16 protein-coding genes are annotated in these 17,103 nt (G+C 50.4%); 5 read left to right on the top strand and 11 right to left on the bottom strand.

What is annotated here, in order from left to right; all coding sequences use genetic code 11:
* Positions 1 to 6 precede the first annotated feature (6 nt).
* A complete protein-coding gene (locus QWI17_RS18880; RefSeq protein WP_302724083.1) occupies positions 7 to 1,164 on the top strand; it encodes a helix-turn-helix transcriptional regulator in 1,158 nt (385 codons plus the stop codon).
* A gap of 61 nt (positions 1,165 to 1,225) precedes the next feature.
* Here the strand turns inward: QWI17_RS18880 and QWI17_RS18885 are convergent, their stop codons facing one another.
* The 5 genes from QWI17_RS18885 to QWI17_RS18905 form a co-directional block, all read right to left on the bottom strand.
* Entirely contained in the window at positions 1,226 to 2,779 is a 1,554-nt protein-coding gene (locus QWI17_RS18885; RefSeq protein ID WP_302724084.1) for a hypothetical protein, read from the bottom strand.
* Positions 2,780 to 3,280: 501 nt separating this feature from the next.
* Positions 3,281 to 5,518 (bottom strand): patatin-like phospholipase family protein, encoded by a 2,238-nt coding sequence (locus tag QWI17_RS18890; protein WP_302724085.1) that lies wholly within the window; start codon positions 5,516 to 5,518, stop codon positions 3,281 to 3,283.
* A complete protein-coding gene (locus QWI17_RS18895; RefSeq protein ID WP_302724086.1) occupies positions 5,515 to 6,012 on the bottom strand; it encodes a hypothetical protein in 498 nt (165 codons plus the stop codon). Before QWI17_RS18895 ends, QWI17_RS18890 begins: the two co-directional genes overlap by 4 nt.
* A gap of 121 nt (positions 6,013 to 6,133) precedes the next feature.
* A complete protein-coding gene (gene ettA, locus QWI17_RS18900) occupies positions 6,134 to 7,801 on the bottom strand; it encodes an energy-dependent translational throttle protein EttA (protein WP_302724087.1) in 1,668 nt (555 codons plus the stop codon).
* A gap of 480 nt (positions 7,802 to 8,281) precedes the next feature.
* Positions 8,282 to 10,168, bottom strand: a complete 1,887-nt coding sequence (locus QWI17_RS18905) for a choice-of-anchor I family protein (protein ID WP_302724088.1) — start codon at positions 10,166 to 10,168, stop codon at positions 8,282 to 8,284.
* Positions 10,169 to 10,350: 182 nt separating this feature from the next.
* Between QWI17_RS18905 and QWI17_RS18910 the strand changes: the two genes are divergently transcribed.
* Together QWI17_RS18910 and QWI17_RS18915 are read left to right on the top strand one after the other, a co-directional pair.
* Complete coding sequence (locus QWI17_RS18910) at positions 10,351 to 10,533, top strand: choice-of-anchor I domain-containing protein (RefSeq protein WP_302724089.1); 183 nt, start codon at positions 10,351 to 10,353, stop codon at positions 10,531 to 10,533.
* 60 nt (positions 10,534 to 10,593) lie between these two features.
* Positions 10,594 to 10,761 (top strand): hypothetical protein, encoded by a 168-nt coding sequence (locus QWI17_RS18915; protein WP_302724090.1) that lies wholly within the window; start codon positions 10,594 to 10,596, stop codon positions 10,759 to 10,761.
* Positions 10,762 to 10,809: 48 nt separating this feature from the next.
* Here the strand turns inward: QWI17_RS18915 and QWI17_RS18920 are convergent, their stop codons facing one another.
* Positions 10,810 to 11,700, bottom strand: coding sequence for a DUF418 domain-containing protein (locus QWI17_RS18920; RefSeq protein WP_302724091.1), 891 nt, complete (start codon positions 11,698 to 11,700; stop codon positions 10,810 to 10,812).
* Positions 11,701 to 11,702: 2 nt separating this feature from the next.
* Entirely contained in the window at positions 11,703 to 11,921 is a 219-nt protein-coding gene (locus QWI17_RS18925; protein ID WP_302724092.1) for a hypothetical protein, read from the bottom strand.
* A gap of 55 nt (positions 11,922 to 11,976) precedes the next feature.
* On the opposite strand from QWI17_RS18925, the gene QWI17_RS18930 reads away from it, so the two are divergent.
* Positions 11,977 to 12,612 carry a TetR/AcrR family transcriptional regulator gene (locus QWI17_RS18930; protein ID WP_302724093.1) on the top strand — a complete coding sequence of 212 codons (636 nt, stop codon included), beginning with the start codon at positions 11,977 to 11,979 and terminating at the stop codon, positions 12,610 to 12,612.
* A 41-nt stretch (positions 12,613 to 12,653) separates the two neighbouring features.
* Here QWI17_RS18930 and QWI17_RS18935 read toward each other — a convergent pair whose 3' ends face one another.
* Positions 12,654 to 13,385, bottom strand: coding sequence for a hypothetical protein (locus QWI17_RS18935; protein ID WP_302724094.1), 732 nt, complete (start codon positions 13,383 to 13,385; stop codon positions 12,654 to 12,656).
* A gap of 182 nt (positions 13,386 to 13,567) precedes the next feature.
* Between QWI17_RS18935 and QWI17_RS18940 the strand changes: the two genes are divergently transcribed.
* Entirely contained in the window at positions 13,568 to 14,047 is a 480-nt protein-coding gene (locus QWI17_RS18940; RefSeq protein ID WP_302724095.1) for a hypothetical protein, read from the top strand.
* Between the two features lie 37 nt (positions 14,048 to 14,084).
* Here QWI17_RS18940 and QWI17_RS18945 read toward each other — a convergent pair whose 3' ends face one another.
* The 3 genes from QWI17_RS18945 to QWI17_RS18955 all read right to left on the bottom strand — a co-directional run bounded on the left by QWI17_RS18945 (position 14,085) and on the right by QWI17_RS18955 (position 17,010).
* Complete coding sequence (locus QWI17_RS18945; RefSeq protein ID WP_302724096.1) at positions 14,085 to 14,528, bottom strand: hypothetical protein; 444 nt, start codon at positions 14,526 to 14,528, stop codon at positions 14,085 to 14,087.
* Positions 14,529 to 14,614: 86 nt separating this feature from the next.
* Positions 14,615 to 16,498 carry a DUF3857 domain-containing transglutaminase family protein gene (locus QWI17_RS18950; RefSeq protein ID WP_302724097.1) on the bottom strand — a complete coding sequence of 628 codons (1,884 nt, stop codon included), beginning with the start codon at positions 16,496 to 16,498 and terminating at the stop codon, positions 14,615 to 14,617.
* 20 nt (positions 16,499 to 16,518) lie between these two features.
* A complete protein-coding gene (locus QWI17_RS18955; RefSeq protein WP_302724098.1) occupies positions 16,519 to 17,010 on the bottom strand; it encodes a rod shape-determining protein in 492 nt (163 codons plus the stop codon).
* Positions 17,011 to 17,103 lie beyond the last annotated feature (93 nt).

The raw sequence follows: 17,103 nt of genomic DNA on the forward strand, positions 1-17,103 counted from the left end.
TGCTCTGTGACATCACAAGAACTGTCGTTACCCCTAGACCAACCGTTGGCTAATGAGGACATATTTTTACTGGGCCTGCTGGTGCAGGCCAATACCCATGAAAATGGCTGGCATCATTTTTTAGAAGTGTGTTGTGAACACTTCCAGTTAAACTCGTGCCATTTATACGTTTCGGCGGCGACAGAGTTGTCGCCCACCTTTCAAGAATATGCGGGTGCTAAGGCGAGTGAGTGGGAGCTGGTTGAATATATCGACAAGTACTTTGCGACCGATTACACGCATCAAGCGATTTTGTCTGGTAACCCACATACTTGGTATGCCAGTAATTTAATGCCTGATCAGGAAAAAATCAGAAATGCCCCCGCGTATTGTGACTGGGCGGCTCGCAATGGTATTCAGGATGTGTCTGGTACTATTCTATTTAGAATTGAAGGTTTTAGCTGTGCGTTTGTGCATAACAAGAATTTTGGCCATCCGACTTACAGTGAAAATGATATGGCGAGATTTAGCGCGCTATCGCCCTATATCGCTCAGGCCATGCGTACACGTTTTGAGTTGTCGCGGGTGTCTGAAGATGGCGACTTTTTTAAGGCTGCCATTAACAAGCTCAAAGTGCCAACAGCGCTGCTGAGTGAGTTCAGTGAGCTGATTACCATGAATAATGCGATGCAAGCGTTTGCTCGTGATAATACAAGTGTTAGATTAGTGCCTGGTAGTCACTTGGGGTTGGATGATAGCAAGGCCGAGCTTGCAATCCGCTTTGCGATTACGCAAACGATAGCCAGTAGCAAAAATATTGACCTTCCTTACGAAACAAGTTTGGTGGAGTTGACTTTGGCTAATGGAGATTCCGTATTTTTGAGTGTGGATGCTATTTCTGAGGGCGACGCTGAGGACGCTTTTCGCGGAGCGTTGGTTTATGTTTTGTCTAAGGCGAATATAGTATCAATAACGCCGGAAAGGCTTAAGCGTTTGTTTTCATTGAGTCAGGCCGAGGCCGAAGTGTGTGCACAATTTTTACATAATGTGGCACCCAAAGAAATCGCTCATTCGTTAAATAAGTCTGTGCACACGGTTCGTGAGCAGTTAGATAGTGTGTATAAAAAGGTGGGTGTCAGTAATCAAATGCAGTTGGTATCACTGTTAAACAGTTTGCCGGCATAAAAAAGCAGGCCGTAGCCTGCAAAGGGTGAGGGGGAAGGGCTTACGATAAGCCCTGCGATAATTAATAGTTTTGAAGAATCATCATCGCTCGCTCGCCGGTATTGATGGTCGCGGAGAAACTTCCATTTACATTGGGGTCAAATGAGTCAACAGTAAGTATGTATACTCCTTCTTCCAGATACGCCGAGGCCGAAGCATTTAGCCAGCTACCATAGTCGTCATTGTAGGCGACAATTTCCCCCTCCATATTTTCTACCCACAGTACGTTGTCATGGGTGCCCGTTACATTGAATTTTACTAAGCCGGCTTCTTCAATCATAAATCCTGTTTGAATATTGGTGCCTGACAGTGCGCCAGTTGCGTCCCAAGTGCCGAATACTGCTTGACCGTTATAGTCGATAGGGCCGCCTAGGTACAATTCAAAAGTGCCCGTTTGGTTCTCGTTGAACGTAGCCGCGACTGCTGTGTAGGTACCCTTAGGCAGAACTATGTTTAAGCTCGCATCTAGGTTGTTGTCGCTGTGGTTGGTGGAGTCGTCCGCAGAAGCAACGACGTTGCCATTTTCATCTAGAATGTATAGAAAGCTGTCTAAAGAGCTGTAAATAGTTGCAGTAATTTCACCGCTACTGAGCACTTCAAATTCGAACTCAGGGTTTCCCAGTCCGTAGGCAGATTGGCCGTTAGACAAATCCCAGCGACCTTGTAAGCGTCGCGAGTGAGTGTCATCCAAACTATAACCTCGTGGGCGGGAAAGAATTCCAGAGGCGCGCTGATCACATAGATTTGCCGCGGTTACTGTGAAATGTACATCCGTATATTCATAGTAGTCCGTATAAATATTCTCGCCTTCGGTATAATCACATTGCCAGCGGTATTCCTTTATCGGGCAGCGCCCTAGAGTCATGCTGTTGGTAACTCCTGAATGAATGCGAGTACGCTCAGGAATGGTTACCTGGCGGCAAGAATTGGTGTCTGCGATTTCTTCATAGTATGTAGTAATTGGCCAGTTTGAGAGCCGCTCATCTGGGCTGGCTTGGTTAAAGTACGAAAAGCTACTCTGAATGATAATTTCGTAAATGCCGCTCTGATTGTTGTCGAAAGTTGCCATGGCGAGGCCGTAAGTACCTGCTTCGAGTGTTTGGTCAAGAACTGCATTGGTGCCATATCCTTGCGTGTCATCAACCTCGTACAGTGGTGTTCCATTTTCATCCACGAGAATCAAGACATTGTCTACTAGGCTGTTGGCTAGCGCGTACACGCGGGTTTGATGCGGAAGCTCGAACCAGTAAGTTGGGTTGCCGGTATTTGTATAACCATTTGAATTGGTCCATGCACCTTCAATTAAAATTTGGTTGCCATATAAGATGGTGACTTCACAGTCTTCGGTTACGTTGGAGATGGTGTACTCGTAGTCACTCAAATCCCCCACTAAATCGCCATCGCAGCCGTATACCTGATTGAGATATGCGCCATAGAATGGGTCGATATAAATGGTGGCTGAGTCGCCCACTTCAACCTCTTGAGATCCGGGAGACCACCAGCCCCCTATATTGATAGGGTTTACACTGATAGTTGCTGTTGACTGAGTGGGTTCACTGGAGCTGCTGGAGCTCACAGAACTGCTAGAGCTCACAGAGCTACTGGAACTCACAGAGCTACTAGAGCTGGCGGTGGGCGGGGTCGAGCTTCCTCCCCCGCCGCCCCCGCCACCGCAAGCGGTGAGTGTGCCAATGCATAGAAATAGAAGTGCTATGTGTTTCTGTAGCCATAGGAAGGTTTTCAGTGGCTGCATGTTTAAGCCTCATCGTTGTCTGTAGTTTAAATGGAAGGGGTCTTGGGAGATTCTAGCGCCATATTATTGGCCACCATACCCCCAACATTGGGGGTATGGTGGCAAGCGGGAATGAAATAAGCTGTAAACCCGTTTTGTACGAAAATGGTACGGGTGCCCCCTTAGCGTCGGGGCGCTAGAGCTAGCAGGCTGTTGAGGTTGATCTATTGATCTTTGCGGAGGCGTTCTCGCTGATACCACAAGTATCTCGGGTTGCGGTCCGCAATAACGCTAGTGGCTTACTTCGTGTTAACAGGTTTGAGTTCTAAAAATGTGGACGTGCAGCTAAAACACCACACCCATAAAGATATACACACTTTGATTGCCTGTGTCTGAGTTGCCCCAGGCTAGGTAGGCCGGGCCTACCGGGCTGTCCCAGCCAAGGAATAAACTGCCGGAATGTATGAGGTCTGAGTAGTCCACCTGAGTGCGATCGTTCCAGGCGTTGCCTGCCTCCAGGGATGTGCCTAGAAACAGCGGGAAGTTAAACAAACGGAAATTGTTTTCGGCGATTTCGTAGGTGTACACAATACTGGCAAAACGGGTTTGTTGGCCGGATAAAAAGCCAATTTCATTGCCGGATAGATGCAAGAATCCACCAATTTCATGAGTGCCAACAACGGAGAGTGGGTCGTCGTTGGTTGTGCTTTTATATTCCAGCTGACCGCGCAATGAGTGTCGGCCCAAAGAGTAAGCGCCGATTAGACCCAGCTCTACCTGAGTTGAGTCGTCTGCCACTTCAAGCAATTTAATGCGGGAACGCGTAAGCTGAGCGCCGAACTGCCACCCACTTGAGGGGAAACTCGGGTGGTCCAGGCTATCAAATTCAAGGCGGGCAAAGCCGCCACTTTGCGAATAATCGAACTCGCTAATATCAGTCAGTTCTGCCAAAAGGACTGGCAGCCGAACATCACCTTCGTTATGAAAGTAACCGCTTATCAGGTCAAGCCTATCAAGAGCGTTCCAGCCAATGCCAGCATCGAACCGGTAGTCATTCTCGATAACTTCGCCCAGACTTTCACCTTGCTCCTGGTAAGAAAATACATCGCGTTCATACTGCGCGCTTCCCTGCCAGAAAAATCCACTGGTTTTTATGGGCCAGTACAGCTCACTGGTAAATTTTTTCTCAGTGCCAAATTCGAAAGTGCTATACCATTCAGCCCCGTAGGGCGATAGGTTGGTGCGTCGGTAGGAGGCGCCCAGCTGGTACTGGCTTTGGGATTTTAAATTGTCCTCGAAGGAGAGCTTGAAGTCCATATAACCGGGCCCCCACTCCTTTTCCTCCACCAAAGCGTTGAGAGTGTTGGCCTCGTCGCCACGTGATAAAGACGTGCGCACCCGGGCAATGGTGCCTTGGCCATAAAGCCTTTGCATTCCTTGCTGAATATCGTTGGGCGTATATGCGGAGCCTTCGATAATGCCTAATCGCTGCAGTACAAGATCGTCGCTTAAGCGTGATTGGTTCGTTAACAAAATCCGGTCAATGGTTAGCGCGTTGTCAGCTGCGAGAAAGGTTTCATTGTCTCGGGGCGTTCCTGTGCCCGCAAGCGTATGAGCGGTTTGATGCTTGGTGAGCACTTCGTTAGCGGCACTGTAGCCTGCGTCTTCAGCCAAATCTATTTTGTCAAAGCTCAGTAGCGTAACACCTTCCAGCTTGGGCCTTATGTATATATCGGTTTCAGTCAGACGTTGCAGCTGTTGCTCGGTATTTTGTGTGGTCAAAAAGCTGGTGAGCTGACGCAAGATACTTAAGCCTGAGCCTAGCTCTTCGCGCGTTGCCGCAGGCGAGCCCACATCGACGGCAATAACAACATCTGCGCCCAGTGACTGTGCAACACTAATAGGCAAGTTGTTGGCAATGCCACCGTCTACAAGCAGCCGGCCTTCATGCTCTATGGGGCGCACGATACCGGGGAGGGACATTGAAATTTGTAAGGCAGTACTCAAATCACCGCTTTGTAATATGACTTGCTCACCTGTTTCAATGTCGGCGGCTACGGCGCGAAAGGGAATTGGCAAGTCATCAAAGCTATCAAATAAAACGTGGGTACCCAACAGCTGGTCAATGAGGACTTTCATCCCCTGGCCTTGTAATAGCCCTTGGGGTAGTTTTAGTCCTTCCCGGCCAACGCCTAAATCAAGCTGAATGGGAAATTGATCCATTTGTCGCTTGCGTCGATTGGGAATTTGTTGGCGTGGCACGTCATCCTTATAGCCTAAATCCCAGTCGGTATTTTGGAACAGTTGTGCAATTTCATCGGCACTTTTGCCGCTGGCGTATAGGGCGCCGACAAAAGAACCAATACTGGTGCCAACCACTAAATCGACGGGTATTTGATTTTCCTCTAGTGCGCGTATAACACCAATGTGAGCTCCGCCCTTGGCGCCACCACCACCGAGTACGAGGGCGACACATGGGCGATTGTTCTCGGTTTGGCACACATGCCTAGGCGGTTCATCTGCCTGGGCCGTGGTTGCAAGAGCGAGTGCCAGTAGAGCAATAGTTGGCTTTAGTAACGTCATGGCGTCTCCGCTAAGTGGCGTAGGCGCGCTTTGACCGAAGGAGCTTCGTCGCGTTTGGCCGCGGTGATTATATCGTTGGCGTCTTTTTGTAAATCGGCAAATTGCAGGCTGAGTTCGTGCAGAAGGTTATAGGCCCAGGCCCGGACAAATTTGTTGTTCGATTGTATGCACTGGCGGCTAAAAGGTGCGAGGTATTGCTTTTGGCGCTCGGAGAAGGTGTAGCCTTTCAGCAATTGCAAAATATGCAGCTGGGTTTGCCAGGGCATTGCTTGATTGGTGTGTTTTGCCAATTGGTTCAATTGTTCCGGGGCAAGCGAGCCTCCATGTTGACGATGATATTTCAGAAGCCAACTAGCGGCATCGCTGCAGCTTGCATCCGACAGTAGTGTTAACAGTATTGGGGTAAGCTCTGCATCGCCGCTGTATTGCGTATAGATTGAGTGCAAGTAATCGGTGGCTTTGCCATCCCACGCAGCGATAGCTTTCGCTAACATTTCCCCGTGTCCTTTCGACCGTACGTTTACGCCAAAGTATAACCGCTTGTGTAAGGTCTGTAATGTTTATCTAAGGCAAAAAAAACGCGCCTTTCGGCGCGTTTTCTGGGCGACTCCAAGCTTAGGTGTTTTTCAGAGGCTTGTACTTCACGCGCTTAGGCTGGGCATCCTGACCCTTACGCTTAACAAAGTCTTCGTGGTAATCGGTGTAGTTACCCTCGAAGAATTCTACCTCGGAGTCACCCTCGTAGGCGATGATGTGCGTTGCGATACGGTCGAGGAACCAGCGATCGTGCGAAATCACCAGTACGCAGCCTGGGAAGGCGAGAATCGCATCTTCCAGCGCGCGCAGTGTTTCCACATCGAGGTCGTTAGATGGTTCATCGAGCAACAGCACGTTGGCGCCTTGCTTGAGAGTGTTAGCCAAGTGCAAACGGCCGCGCTCACCACCGGAGAGTTCGCCCACACGTTTTTGCTGGTCAGAGCCTTTAAAGTTAAAGCGACCCACATAGGAGCGAGAGCTCACTTCGTAAGAGCCAATGCGCAGAATGTCCTGCCCGTCAGAAATGGCCTCCCAAACGGTTTGCTTGTCATCTAAATTTTCGCGGCTTTGCTCTACGTAGGCTACCTGTACTGTTTCACCCAAGGTGACGGTACCGCTATCGGGCTGCTCGGTGCCGGCAATCATGCGGAACAGGGTCGATTTACCAGCACCGTTACCACCGACAATACCCACGACGGCACCCTTCGGGATGCTCATGGTGAGGTCGTCGATCAGCATGCGGTCGCCATACCCTTTGGTGACGTGTTCCAGCTCAATGACATTATCGCCCAAGCGTTCACCCGGTGGGATGTAGATTTCGTTGGTTTCGTTGCGGGTTTGAAATTCCTGGCTTTGCAGTTCGTCAAACCTTGCTAAACGCGCCTTGCTTTTTGCCTGGCGGCCTTTGGGGTTCTGACGCACCCAATCCAGCTCGGCTTTCAGTGCCTTTTGACGGGCGGCTTCGCCGCGTTCTTCTTGTGCGAGGCGGGCTTCTTTTTGCTCCAGCCAGTTAGAGTAGTTGCCCTCGTAAGGAATGCCGTGGCCGCGGTCTAGCTCCAAAATCCAGCCCGCTGCATTGTCGAGAAAGTAGCGGTCGTGGGTAATGGCGACAACGGTGCCGGTAAAGGTTTGCAGAAATTGCTCTAGCCAGTGCACGCTTTCGGCGTCCAGGTGGTTGGTGGGCTCATCCAGCAGCAGCATATCCGGGCGCGATAGCAGCAAACGACACAGGGCAACACGGCGGCGCTCACCACCGGACAGTTTGGTGACGTCCGCGTCCCAGGGCGGCAGGCGCAGAGCGTCGGCGGCCACTTCCAATGTGTTTTCCAGATTGTGTGCATCCCAGGCTTGAATGACGTCATCGCAGCGGGCCTGTTTTTTCGCCAGCTCGTCAAAGTCGGCATCGGGCTCGGCGTAGGCGGCGTAAATACTATCTAGGTCTGCTAGGGCATCAACCGCCTCACGCACCCCGTCTTCGACATTGCCGCGTACGTCCTTCTCCGGGTCTAGGGCTGGCTCCTGTGGCAGGTAGCCGACTTTCAGGTCGGGCATGGGGCGCGCCTCACCGTTATATTCGGTGTCAACGCCGGCCATAATGCGCAGCAGAGTGGATTTACCCGAGCCGTTTAAGCCCAAAACACCAATTTTGGCGCCGGGAAAGAAGGATAGGGATATGTCTTTAAGAATCTCGCGTTTAGGGGGAACGACTTTGCCCACGCGGTTCATGGTGTAAACGTACTGTGCCATTTAAATGTGCCTCGTGCGTGCCACCAATCTAACTGCTGATACATCTCGCAGGTAGGGGAAAGATGGCCGATTAGAGATAAAACGCGCAAGTTACCGAAAGGCGCAGGGCTTTTCAATCTTTTCACACCCTTATGTTCGAAAAGTGGAAAAACGGATAAAACAGCGGCAAAAATGCACCAGATTGCAGCGAGTTTGTATAGAAGTTGTTAAATCCGCATTTCACTAAACTAGCGCCACAAACCTGTAACAATCGCTCGCTAGGCTCCGGGACCCTCTGAACAAAGGGGCGAGGCCTAAGCGCGCACTTACAGTGTTGCACTCCTCGCCAAGGACTAATGCCTTGGGCGCTTCATCTTACCAATAAATCTGTTCCGTTTTACTTTCGCAAAATTTGTAGCTGGTTTGGCGGGTAGCCCAGACGAAAAAAGCCACCGCGATTGCAGTGGCTCAAATGGTGGAAGGCGTCTTTTACTAAGTGTTTTACGGCGCGCTGTCGACCACGTTAACGTTAAACATAGCAATCGTCCCGCTAACCTCGTTGCCTACCACGAGGAGCGGTTCGCCGCTGGGGCTGTCTTCGGCCGCGATGAAGAGCACGCTTTCCGGGCCCAGGTCGCCGGCGGCGCTGAAGTCACCGGCGTCTACCAGGGCTTCGATGTCGACGCTGAAGTCGCGGGTGTTGATGTACTGCACAAACTGCGCGGCTTCTGGGTTGCTGATGTTGTACACCATGATACCGCCAACGCGCTCAAGGCCTATGAAGGCGTAAGTGGCGCCAGCAATGTGGGCCACCTCAACGGCTTCCGGTTCCGGGCCCTTGTCGTCGGAGCGGTCGTCGCCACCGTTTTCGTCGTTGGTGGCATTAAAGTCGCCGCCCAGACGTTGCGCGGTAATGCGTTCAAAGTCGCTGCCGCTGTCGTAGACCAGCTCACCGGTTTCACCGTTCCAGATGGAGAAGGAGCGGGCGCCATAGCTATAGAGTGCCTTGTACACGCAGCCGGCGCCTGGCTGGCCAGTGGTGGCCAGGGTATTACCGGTACAGTCGCTAACACCCATATCGGCAACCACTTTGATACGGCCCAGATTCTCGTCTTCGGTCAGTTCCTCAACGCTCTCGGCGTAGAACCCGAGGCTAGGCAGGTCGATGGTGGCGCCAGTGTCCTGGATATCCTTTGCGCGGATTTCGTCCAGGTAATGGAAGCAATCGCCATCGTCGAAGTCAAACCCGCCGGCTGCGGTGCAGGCGGTGGCATCGTCTTCGTCGGTCAGGTATTCGCGTCCGTCACCTTCGTTGGCAGTGATCAGGTAGTTCACACCGGCAAATTCAAATGAGTCGATGGTATCCGGCATAAACAGGCCGCGCACGGGCCAGTTGCGGATATTGATGCTGTCGTCCTTGTTGCTGGCATCCAGCTCATTGCCGAGAATGCTGTAGTCTTTGTAGCCTAGACCCAAAATGGCGCTGACTTCCATGGTGGCAAGGTCGAGTTTGGCAATAGCGTTGTTTTCCTGCAAAGCTACCCAGGCGCTGGCGGAGTCGGGCGATACAGTGATGTATTCCGGCTCCAGATCCTGTGCCACGCTAGCGCTTTTGGATGATACGCGCACGTCACTGCCCAGTTCGCCCGCGCGGCTGCCGCCAGCGTTAAAGTCGGTAAAGTCGAGCGTGCTGACATCGGCCTGGGTCACTGTGGCCGCGCCGCCACTGACGTTGATAACCGATACACTGCCTTCCGGATCCACACTGTAGTCGCCGTTGGGCTCCCCCTCGTTGGCCACCAGCACCATGCTGCCGTCTGGGGTAAAGGTGAGCATATCGGGCAGAGCGCCTACCTCAACGGCAGCCAGGAAGATGCCGTCGTTCTGGTAGAAGGCTACGTAGCCGTTGCTCTGCTTGGTATCGGCTTCCACCGCTACCGCTACGACGCCGTCGTGCACAGCAACACTGTTGGCCGCACCCAGTTCATCGGCGCTGGCCAGCCCATCAATAGCGCCTGCCACATCGGAGGCGATGTCCAGACTCATGGTCAACACTGGCATAGAGGGCGCGGCGATATTAAGCACATCCACCATGCCCGAGTTGGCATTGATTGAGAAAATCTGATTGGTAGCCGGATCATAGACCACAATTTCCGAAGCGCTTTCATCGAATGCGCCGGTCTCGTAGCGCCCGGCAAATTGCAGCGAGATAGTGCTATTGGTGGCGTCTTCACCCGCCGGGCCTTCAGCGCCGGTTTCACCTTGCGGGCCCTGTTCGCCTTGCGGTCCGGTTGCGCCATCGGTTCCGTCGTCGCCGCCACAGGCGGCCAGACTGGCAATCAAGCTGGCCAGCAATAATTTTTTGAAGGTTTGTTCTATTTTCATCATTTCATTTCACCCTTGATTAAACTTCGCAAGGGCATATTGATGACAAGGCATGACACCAGTTTGACGTTTTTATGACGGTCGCGTTACGGATTGATGATTGCATAGTCGTCCCTATCAAGTGGACAATTCAAGACGTGGAGTTTCCAACGGTTGGTTGACAGACGTCGGCGGGCGACGATTTTATGCTGGGCCGTTTGCGCAACATTCCCTGTAAAGATTTATTCAACAGTGCGCATGATGATGGCGATCAGCTCGATAGCCGCTCTGATGCTAATGGTCCTGAGCCAGAAGGCATTGTTTTAGGCGCTATTGGTAACGAAACCTTCGCCTTTATTGGTTTGGAGCGCATGGGGGTTATGGTTTAGGACATTACCGAACCGGAAATGCCAGTGTTTATGGATTACCTCAACACCCGTGAAGGCTGAATGACCGAAGACGCCGAAAGTATTCTCGATATCATCGGTAAACTAGGCCTTGAAGGTTTGGTCTTTATCCCTGCCGAAGACTCGCCAACAGATGAAGCATTGTTGGTTGTTGGGTTCGAAGTGAGTGGTATCAAAACGGTTTACCAAATCGACCAAACGTTCGAGTAAGCATACCTGAGTTGGCAGATAAAAACGGGGCACTTACTGCCCCCGGTTTTATTTTATCCCTCTAAGTAATGGCTCCAGCGGCCCACGGCCTAAGTACTTGGCCCATATACTTACCAAAAGCATGCTGGAAAGGGCAATCAGGAGGGACGCCAGTAAAATCTGGGCGTGGCCGAGCTGGCCGAACAATCCCAGTCCATAACCAGCAAAGCATAAACCTCCGAGAACACCTTGCAGTACGTAGCAACTGAGGGTGTTGCGCCCGGCTCGATAGACCCATTCGGGTAAGGCAAAACGCTGAACCAATAGGACGACTCCGTATAGGTACAAAGCTGACAGCGCCGGTGCACCGATTGCGGTGGCGGTCCCTATTGCAACTTGCAGTGCCGGGTTCGGTACCCAAAGCCCCGAGGTATGCAGCCCGTAAAGTAGGTTTATGGGTAAGGCAGTCAGGGCGAGGTAGGGCAGCCACCGACGAAGTAGGACAAGCCCAAGGCTATTGTTTTCAAAAAAATTCGTCTTTGCCGCCACTAGGCCGATCAGAAAAGCGACAAATACCAGAGGGCCTTGAAAGATGAGCGCAGTAAGAAAAGTGTAGAACCAGTTTTCCCACCGGTAACTTAATACCTGCATATAGGTGCCTCCCAGTCGGTCATCCCAGAATTCATCGGGAAGATCGTTGGATACCGTTTGGATAAGCAGAGTCATTACCAGCATAGTGGGAATGGCGAAAACGAACCAACGTTTTGCACTTGCTACAAGCTGGGCGACGGGCGCGTTCCGCCGGCGCCATAAGAAGGCGCCGAGTATGGCGTACAACAGCAGAATGTCGCCGGTAAAAACAAACAGCCCATGTGCAATACCCATAAACCCTAGCGCCCAGAGACGGTAATGGTAACGGCGACTAGCCTGTTGCTGCGGTGCAGATGTGGCCCTTAGCATGGTTATTCCCATACCCCAGCCAAACAGAAAAGAGAATAAAGAAAAAACTTCATTTGCGCAAAAGCCGCCATAAAGAAAACAGCGAACTGTTCAGAGGTGCTTTGCGTCGGCAGCAGTATATCGGCGGTTGTTAAGCCCAAAAAAGGCATATTCACTATGCAAATGCCCAGTAGGGCAAAGGCTCGAACGGCATCGGCTTCCTTGTTGCGATGCAGGTCCATGGCAACTCCTTAGTGAGAATGATCGTTCTCTTTATGTTGAGCTCAAGTGCTAGATATGTCAAGATTAATAGAACGATCGTTCTATTTAGTGTGGCCCTATATGCGAACTCCTGATGCGAGATTGGCGCAGCGACGTCGAGAGCAAATAATCAATGCGGCATTGGCCTGTTTTGTTAGGCACGGCTTCCATGGCACGGGCATGAAGGCAATTTGCGAAGCCGCTCGTATGAGTCCGGGAGCTGTATATCGCTATTTTCCCAGTAAGGCCGATATAATTCAGGCCATTGTGGAGGGGGAGCGCCGGCAGTCTGATAAAGCGTTGCAAAAGTTAGCGGTGGCAAGGGATTTCCCGAAAGCGTTGTTAAGTTTTGTCGGAAGATTAGTGGGCGATGCCTGTAAGTCGCCAGACAATATTTTAGCGACGGAGATCTTCGCTGAAGCCTGCCGGGATGATCGTGTTGCTGCCATTTTACAAGAGAATGAATGTGCTTTGGTAACGAAGCTCGCGCAAATTTTGCAAGATGCTCAAGGTGACCAGAGAGTTGATTTCAACATTAAGGCGCAGGAGTTGGCGCAACTGATTGTTTCACTCAGTTATGGCGTTAGCGGATACTTATTGTTGGATACACACTTTTCGGCATCGAAGGCAAAGACGCTGGCCAAGGCTGCCGTAGCAGCCCAGTTACACTAGTCTGCTAGGGTTTTTACCGAGGAGGCCGGGTTGCGAACACCCTATTTCTCGTTCGGTTTGAAGCGGGATGATTCGGTAAGATATTGCTCAGATCGTCGTTCAATTTCCTTCGCGTAATCTATCATTCCAATTGCTTTTGTCGTTGCCAAAAGTCTGGAGAGTTCTTGGTGATAATACTTATTCGCGTAATCGAGAGACGCATGTTTATCTCCTGACCGGAGTCGGCCCATTTCGTACTCACGATGATGGCGGATAGTTTCGAATTTGTAGATCGGATCTTTTATATGACGAGCGATTATCTCATAGCGCTTTTCAGACATAAGCAGCCGCTCGATTGAGTTATAGTACCTGCTTGCCTGGTCTGGATAGAACTCTTCTAGTTTAAGAAATGTCTCTATTGTTTCGCTACCTTTGTTAATATAGCTATTTATCGATTCATACTCGCTGAATATCGTGAAGTTGCCGTCACCGTCCAGCAGTTGGGCGCGCTTGGCCTGCGCCAGCTCCTTAAGGGCGGTGAGCGCTGGCGGGTACAGTTGGCCGAGTTCTGCCCAGTTACCCAGGGCGAAGGAAAGTCTTACCCCACTTAGGCCGGGGACATTGGCTGAGTCCTCAAAGTAGTTTTGGTGCTGAATGAGCGCTTCTTTATATTGGCCTTTTTCGATAAGCTCGTAGATAGGGTCGAGTGAGGGCTCCATAAGGTCTGCGCTGACCCTGATACTTAGCAGCAGAAAGGTTGTAAAAAGTAACAGATTGAAAGAAAGTTTTTTCATGGTTGTGTTCGTCCTTAAACGGTGAGTTCACACATAGCATAAACGTTTTTTATGGTGATGGCTGAGTTTTCTGTAGAAGTACACGCCATTTTTTAGATTCTGGCTTTTAGCTTTCTGGCAGTGATTTGTGCGGAATAAATGCGCGTATCGGATGTGTGCCCAATAAAAAAATAGGAGTGTCTATGCAAAAGAATGTATGGTTAATAGTGGGTGGTGGTTCTACTCTGGTTGCGTCGTTATTACATATCGCGATCATTGTAGGGGGAGCCGAATGGTACCGCTTCTTTGGTGCCGGCGAGCAAATGGCGCAAATGGCAGAGCAAGGTTCTAGCTACCCGGCGCAGATAACTGGTGTGATTGCACTTGTATTGTTTAGTTGGGCGCTGTATGCGTTTTCTGGTGCTGGCCTAGTACCGCGAATGCCGTTCGCTCGTATTGCTATGGTGCTTATTGCCACGGTATTTATGTTACGTGGTTTATTTGGCATTCCGGCGGTGTTGTATTTTGATACCCCCTATTTTCAAGAATTGGGGCACAGCCTTACGTTTATGTTGGTGTCGTCGGGTATTTGTCTGGTGTTGGGTATTTGTTACGCGGTGGGTACGTGGCAAGTGTGGCCCAGTCTCAAGAAAAAGGGCGGCTCGGACATTCCCGTCTATTAATCGACAACGCGACAACGGCATGCGATTGGTGCGGTTTCTATTCCGTGTCGTGGCTAGATGTGCTGATAGTGGCGCCAGCTTCTATAGCCGCTTGTTCAATAAGAGCCCCCACTTTTAAAGGTTGGCGTACACAGCGCAGGCAAGGGTGTTCGTCGTCATCTTCGTTAATCACCAACAAAATCCAGCCGACTGAAAAAGTATGCCAGGGTACATCGTCAATCACGTAAATATTAACAATATCTTTGAGTTCTATAGTTGCGGGCTCCGAGCCAAACAAGCCGCCAGATACCACTATATTTGAGTCGGTTAAAGTGTAGCGTGTGGAGTGCGCATCCAGTGCGAAGCCTGCTATTAATGTTAATCCTAAGGCGCTAAGTAACGGGTGAATAGGAAACAACGCGACTGAACAAAGAGCCAAAAATAGATAGGGGTATAAATAGACCAATAGCGAACAGCGCCCTTGCCAAATAATGTTATTCATAGAGTTTTCTTAGTGTTTCGGTGGCAAAATTATTGAGTGGGCAATCGGCACCTTTGGGACAATCAAAAGTGCCGACACGGGTAAACCTACTTTACTTGATACACGACTTGAGATTGCAAGTGTTCATTAATGGCCGTGACTGTCACTCTTTGGCCATTGATGACATCGGGTTCACAAACGTTCGCGGGGGATGTGTCTACTATTGTGCGTTTAACGGTTAATGTTTGCTCTTTCAGTTCATAGCTGGCCGAAAATTCAATGTAGTTTTCGTTGATCTGAAAATCATCAGGTGTTGCTAGTATTTGGTAGTTATCGGGCAGCTTATAAATCAAGGTTTCCTCTGACGTGCCATTGCTACAGGCCACCGAGTAGCCTTCTACGGGCTCAGCGGATGTTCCCAAAAAACTATAAATGGACGCAGTTGTGGGTGCCATAGCGTGTGGTACAAAACCTCCGGCCCCTTTGTTTAAAAAGGCGTCGGGTTTTCGGAATGTCATCGTATACTGAATTTCGTCCGACAGAGGTTCATTATCAATGACCTCAATACTGCCTTCGCCTTTCTTTGTGCTCGAGCTAAAAATCCTTTCCATAATTTGAGAAATTTGTTGGTCTGTCAGCTCGCTCCAGGAGGCACGCATACTGGCAGCGGGTAACCCCTTTAGGTTCACTGTTATAGTGCCGCTGGTCCAGCCGTCACTTTCAAATGTCATTTCGCTATGGAGTTTCTGGGCTAGGTTCTCGGGCTTTGCCGCCGGTGTGCGCTTGCCGGGTTGCTGGTCGCCAACAATAATAACTGGTTTGTCTTGAATGGAATGTGGAATCAGGCCAAAGGGTATGTTTTTGGGGGTAGGGTCGGCAAATAAGTCCCATTGTGGAAAATAGAGAATAGCGTGATTGACCGTGCTGATCCGAGCGGGATTGGGTAAAGAGAAATTTCGCCCCGAGTTAACCAAAGCTTGTGTCGCGTCAATGTCTACTGCAGCCAGTAGGGCTTGCAGCAGAGTTGCCTTGTCTTTGCAGTCGCCCATTTTATTATCCAGTATCACTGACATGTCTCGTGGTACAACGGCACCTACCCCAATGCAGTTGCCGGCGTAGGTGATTTTATGGGCAACCCAGTCGTACAGAATTCGAGCTTTATTCCATGGGTCTTTTTCATCCCCGACCAGCGACTGAGCAAGCTGTTGTACTCGCGCTGTCGGTTTTGCCTTTGGTAATGCCCTGGCACCATAGGCATCGGCAACTTGCTGGTAACTGAGGTACGACGACACAGCGAAGCCCGGAATAGAGGACTCATCGTAAACACTGTAATCCTGTCGCTCGCTCTTTAGTGGCTTAGGGTTTTGATATGAGAATTCCAGAATCTGCCTATCACCTTCCGTGCGAGAGTCGATTTCCACATCGCGATGTACGGTATGCAATGCCAGATCGATAGGCGTATCGATGATGACTGTCGATTTTTCATAGGGTGCCTCAGGCCAGTAAGCACTTGTATGGGCAAAGTAACCTGGAAATAGCGGCTCGGTCTGAGTCAATTTGGTTTTAACATAGGAAGAATCTCCGACTTCCATGTCTGGGAAGACAACGGTAATGCTGGCCCGGTCTGAAAATGCAGGGCCACCGCTACCGCGTCCTTTGTTAATGCGCTCCTGATAATTGTCTTTGGGGACCTCTATTCGCGTACCGTCAGCTTTAATGGTGAATGCTTCCAGAACCTCAAAAGTTTCCATGCTAGTACTATAAGAAAATCGGCGGCGTTTTAAACTTTCAACCGCCGGCTCCTGCAGTGCTTTAACGGTTATCGCCCTTACGTTCTCAAGCGTAAAATCGTTATTTACTGTAATTTTCTGTTGAAAGTCAGTAACAGTGCTGGAAAGCTCAAGATACTCTACGTCTGCAGCTTCAGCCGCAGCAATAGAGGGTATTAGTACTAATAGTAGATAAGACAGTGATAAACGTATCAACTTCATTCCTTGCTCCATGTCGATGCTCAATAGGCTTTGGGGATTAATAGGTCAGGGTGAAATGAGTCTGTCTGCAGCTCATCGCCTAGGTGCAGAAATACTTTCCTCGCACCGGCGCCAAGTGCAAGTTCACGGTACAGTCGATCTTCCACATCGGTGACGCCGCCTTCCAGCTTTTCCCGTGGGTGTATAACCACTACAGGGCTGGGGGCGATCAATTTATTCTGGCTGAGTGACTTAATACCAAAGTTTAGTACTTGCTCGGCGGCTGTAAAGTTAGCGACCAGTAAACGCGGATGTGAAAAAGGGTTGATGACGCTAAGAGATGTATTGGAACGCATGTCGTAGGCTGCATTACCAACAGCGACGACACTGGTTTTTCCAGCGTTGTTGTTAGTGGCAATGTACGGTTTTTCATCAAATACTTCGGCAGAGCCAAAGCTTTGAACCTTAATGCGCAGCTCCCAGAGTTGCACGTAGTAGGTGCGTGAGAAGACGCCCTGTATCCATCGCAGCATAGAAAGTCGTAACGTCCTGTTGGCCAACTTCGTGAGTGTTTTCAAAGGTCAGTCACCGCATGTTACGGTTTGCGGGCGGCTCTGGCAATGCTT

Source organism: Gilvimarinus gilvus (assembly GCF_030518155.1).
Classification (GTDB): Bacteria; Pseudomonadota; Gammaproteobacteria; order Pseudomonadales; family Cellvibrionaceae; genus Gilvimarinus; species Gilvimarinus gilvus.

Excerpts from the sequence above, each read along its gene's own strand:
- QWI17_RS18895 (WP_302724086.1), bottom strand. The coding sequence starts at position 6,012 with ATGTTAGCGAAAGCTATCGCTGCGTGGGATGGCAAAGCCACCGATTAC.
- QWI17_RS18940 (WP_302724095.1), top strand. The coding sequence starts at position 13,568 with ATGCAAAAGAATGTATGGTTAATAGTGGGTGGTGGTTCTACTCTGGTT.
- QWI17_RS18915 (WP_302724090.1), top strand. The coding sequence starts at position 10,594 with ATGACCGAAGACGCCGAAAGTATTCTCGATATCATCGGTAAACTAGGC.
- QWI17_RS18910 (WP_302724089.1), top strand. The coding sequence starts at position 10,351 with ATGCTGGGCCGTTTGCGCAACATTCCCTGTAAAGATTTATTCAACAGT.
- QWI17_RS18945 (WP_302724096.1), bottom strand. The coding sequence starts at position 14,528 with ATGAATAACATTATTTGGCAAGGGCGCTGTTCGCTATTGGTCTATTTA.
- ettA (WP_302724087.1), bottom strand. The coding sequence starts at position 7,801 with ATGGCACAGTACGTTTACACCATGAACCGCGTGGGCAAAGTCGTTCCC.
- QWI17_RS18920 (WP_302724091.1), bottom strand. The coding sequence starts at position 11,700 with ATGCTAAGGGCCACATCTGCACCGCAGCAACAGGCTAGTCGCCGTTAC.
- QWI17_RS18955 (WP_302724098.1), bottom strand. The coding sequence starts at position 17,010 with ATGCTGCGATGGATACAGGGCGTCTTCTCACGCACCTACTACGTGCAA.
- QWI17_RS18950 (WP_302724097.1), bottom strand. The coding sequence starts at position 16,498 with ATGAAGTTGATACGTTTATCACTGTCTTATCTACTATTAGTACTAATA.
- QWI17_RS18905 (WP_302724088.1), bottom strand. The coding sequence starts at position 10,168 with ATGATGAAAATAGAACAAACCTTCAAAAAATTATTGCTGGCCAGCTTG.
- QWI17_RS18930 (WP_302724093.1), top strand. The coding sequence starts at position 11,977 with ATGTCAAGATTAATAGAACGATCGTTCTATTTAGTGTGGCCCTATATG.
- QWI17_RS18935 (WP_302724094.1), bottom strand. The coding sequence starts at position 13,385 with ATGAAAAAACTTTCTTTCAATCTGTTACTTTTTACAACCTTTCTGCTG.
- QWI17_RS18925 (WP_302724092.1), bottom strand. The coding sequence starts at position 11,921 with ATGGACCTGCATCGCAACAAGGAAGCCGATGCCGTTCGAGCCTTTGCC.
- QWI17_RS18890 (WP_302724085.1), bottom strand. The coding sequence starts at position 5,518 with ATGACGTTACTAAAGCCAACTATTGCTCTACTGGCACTCGCTCTTGCA.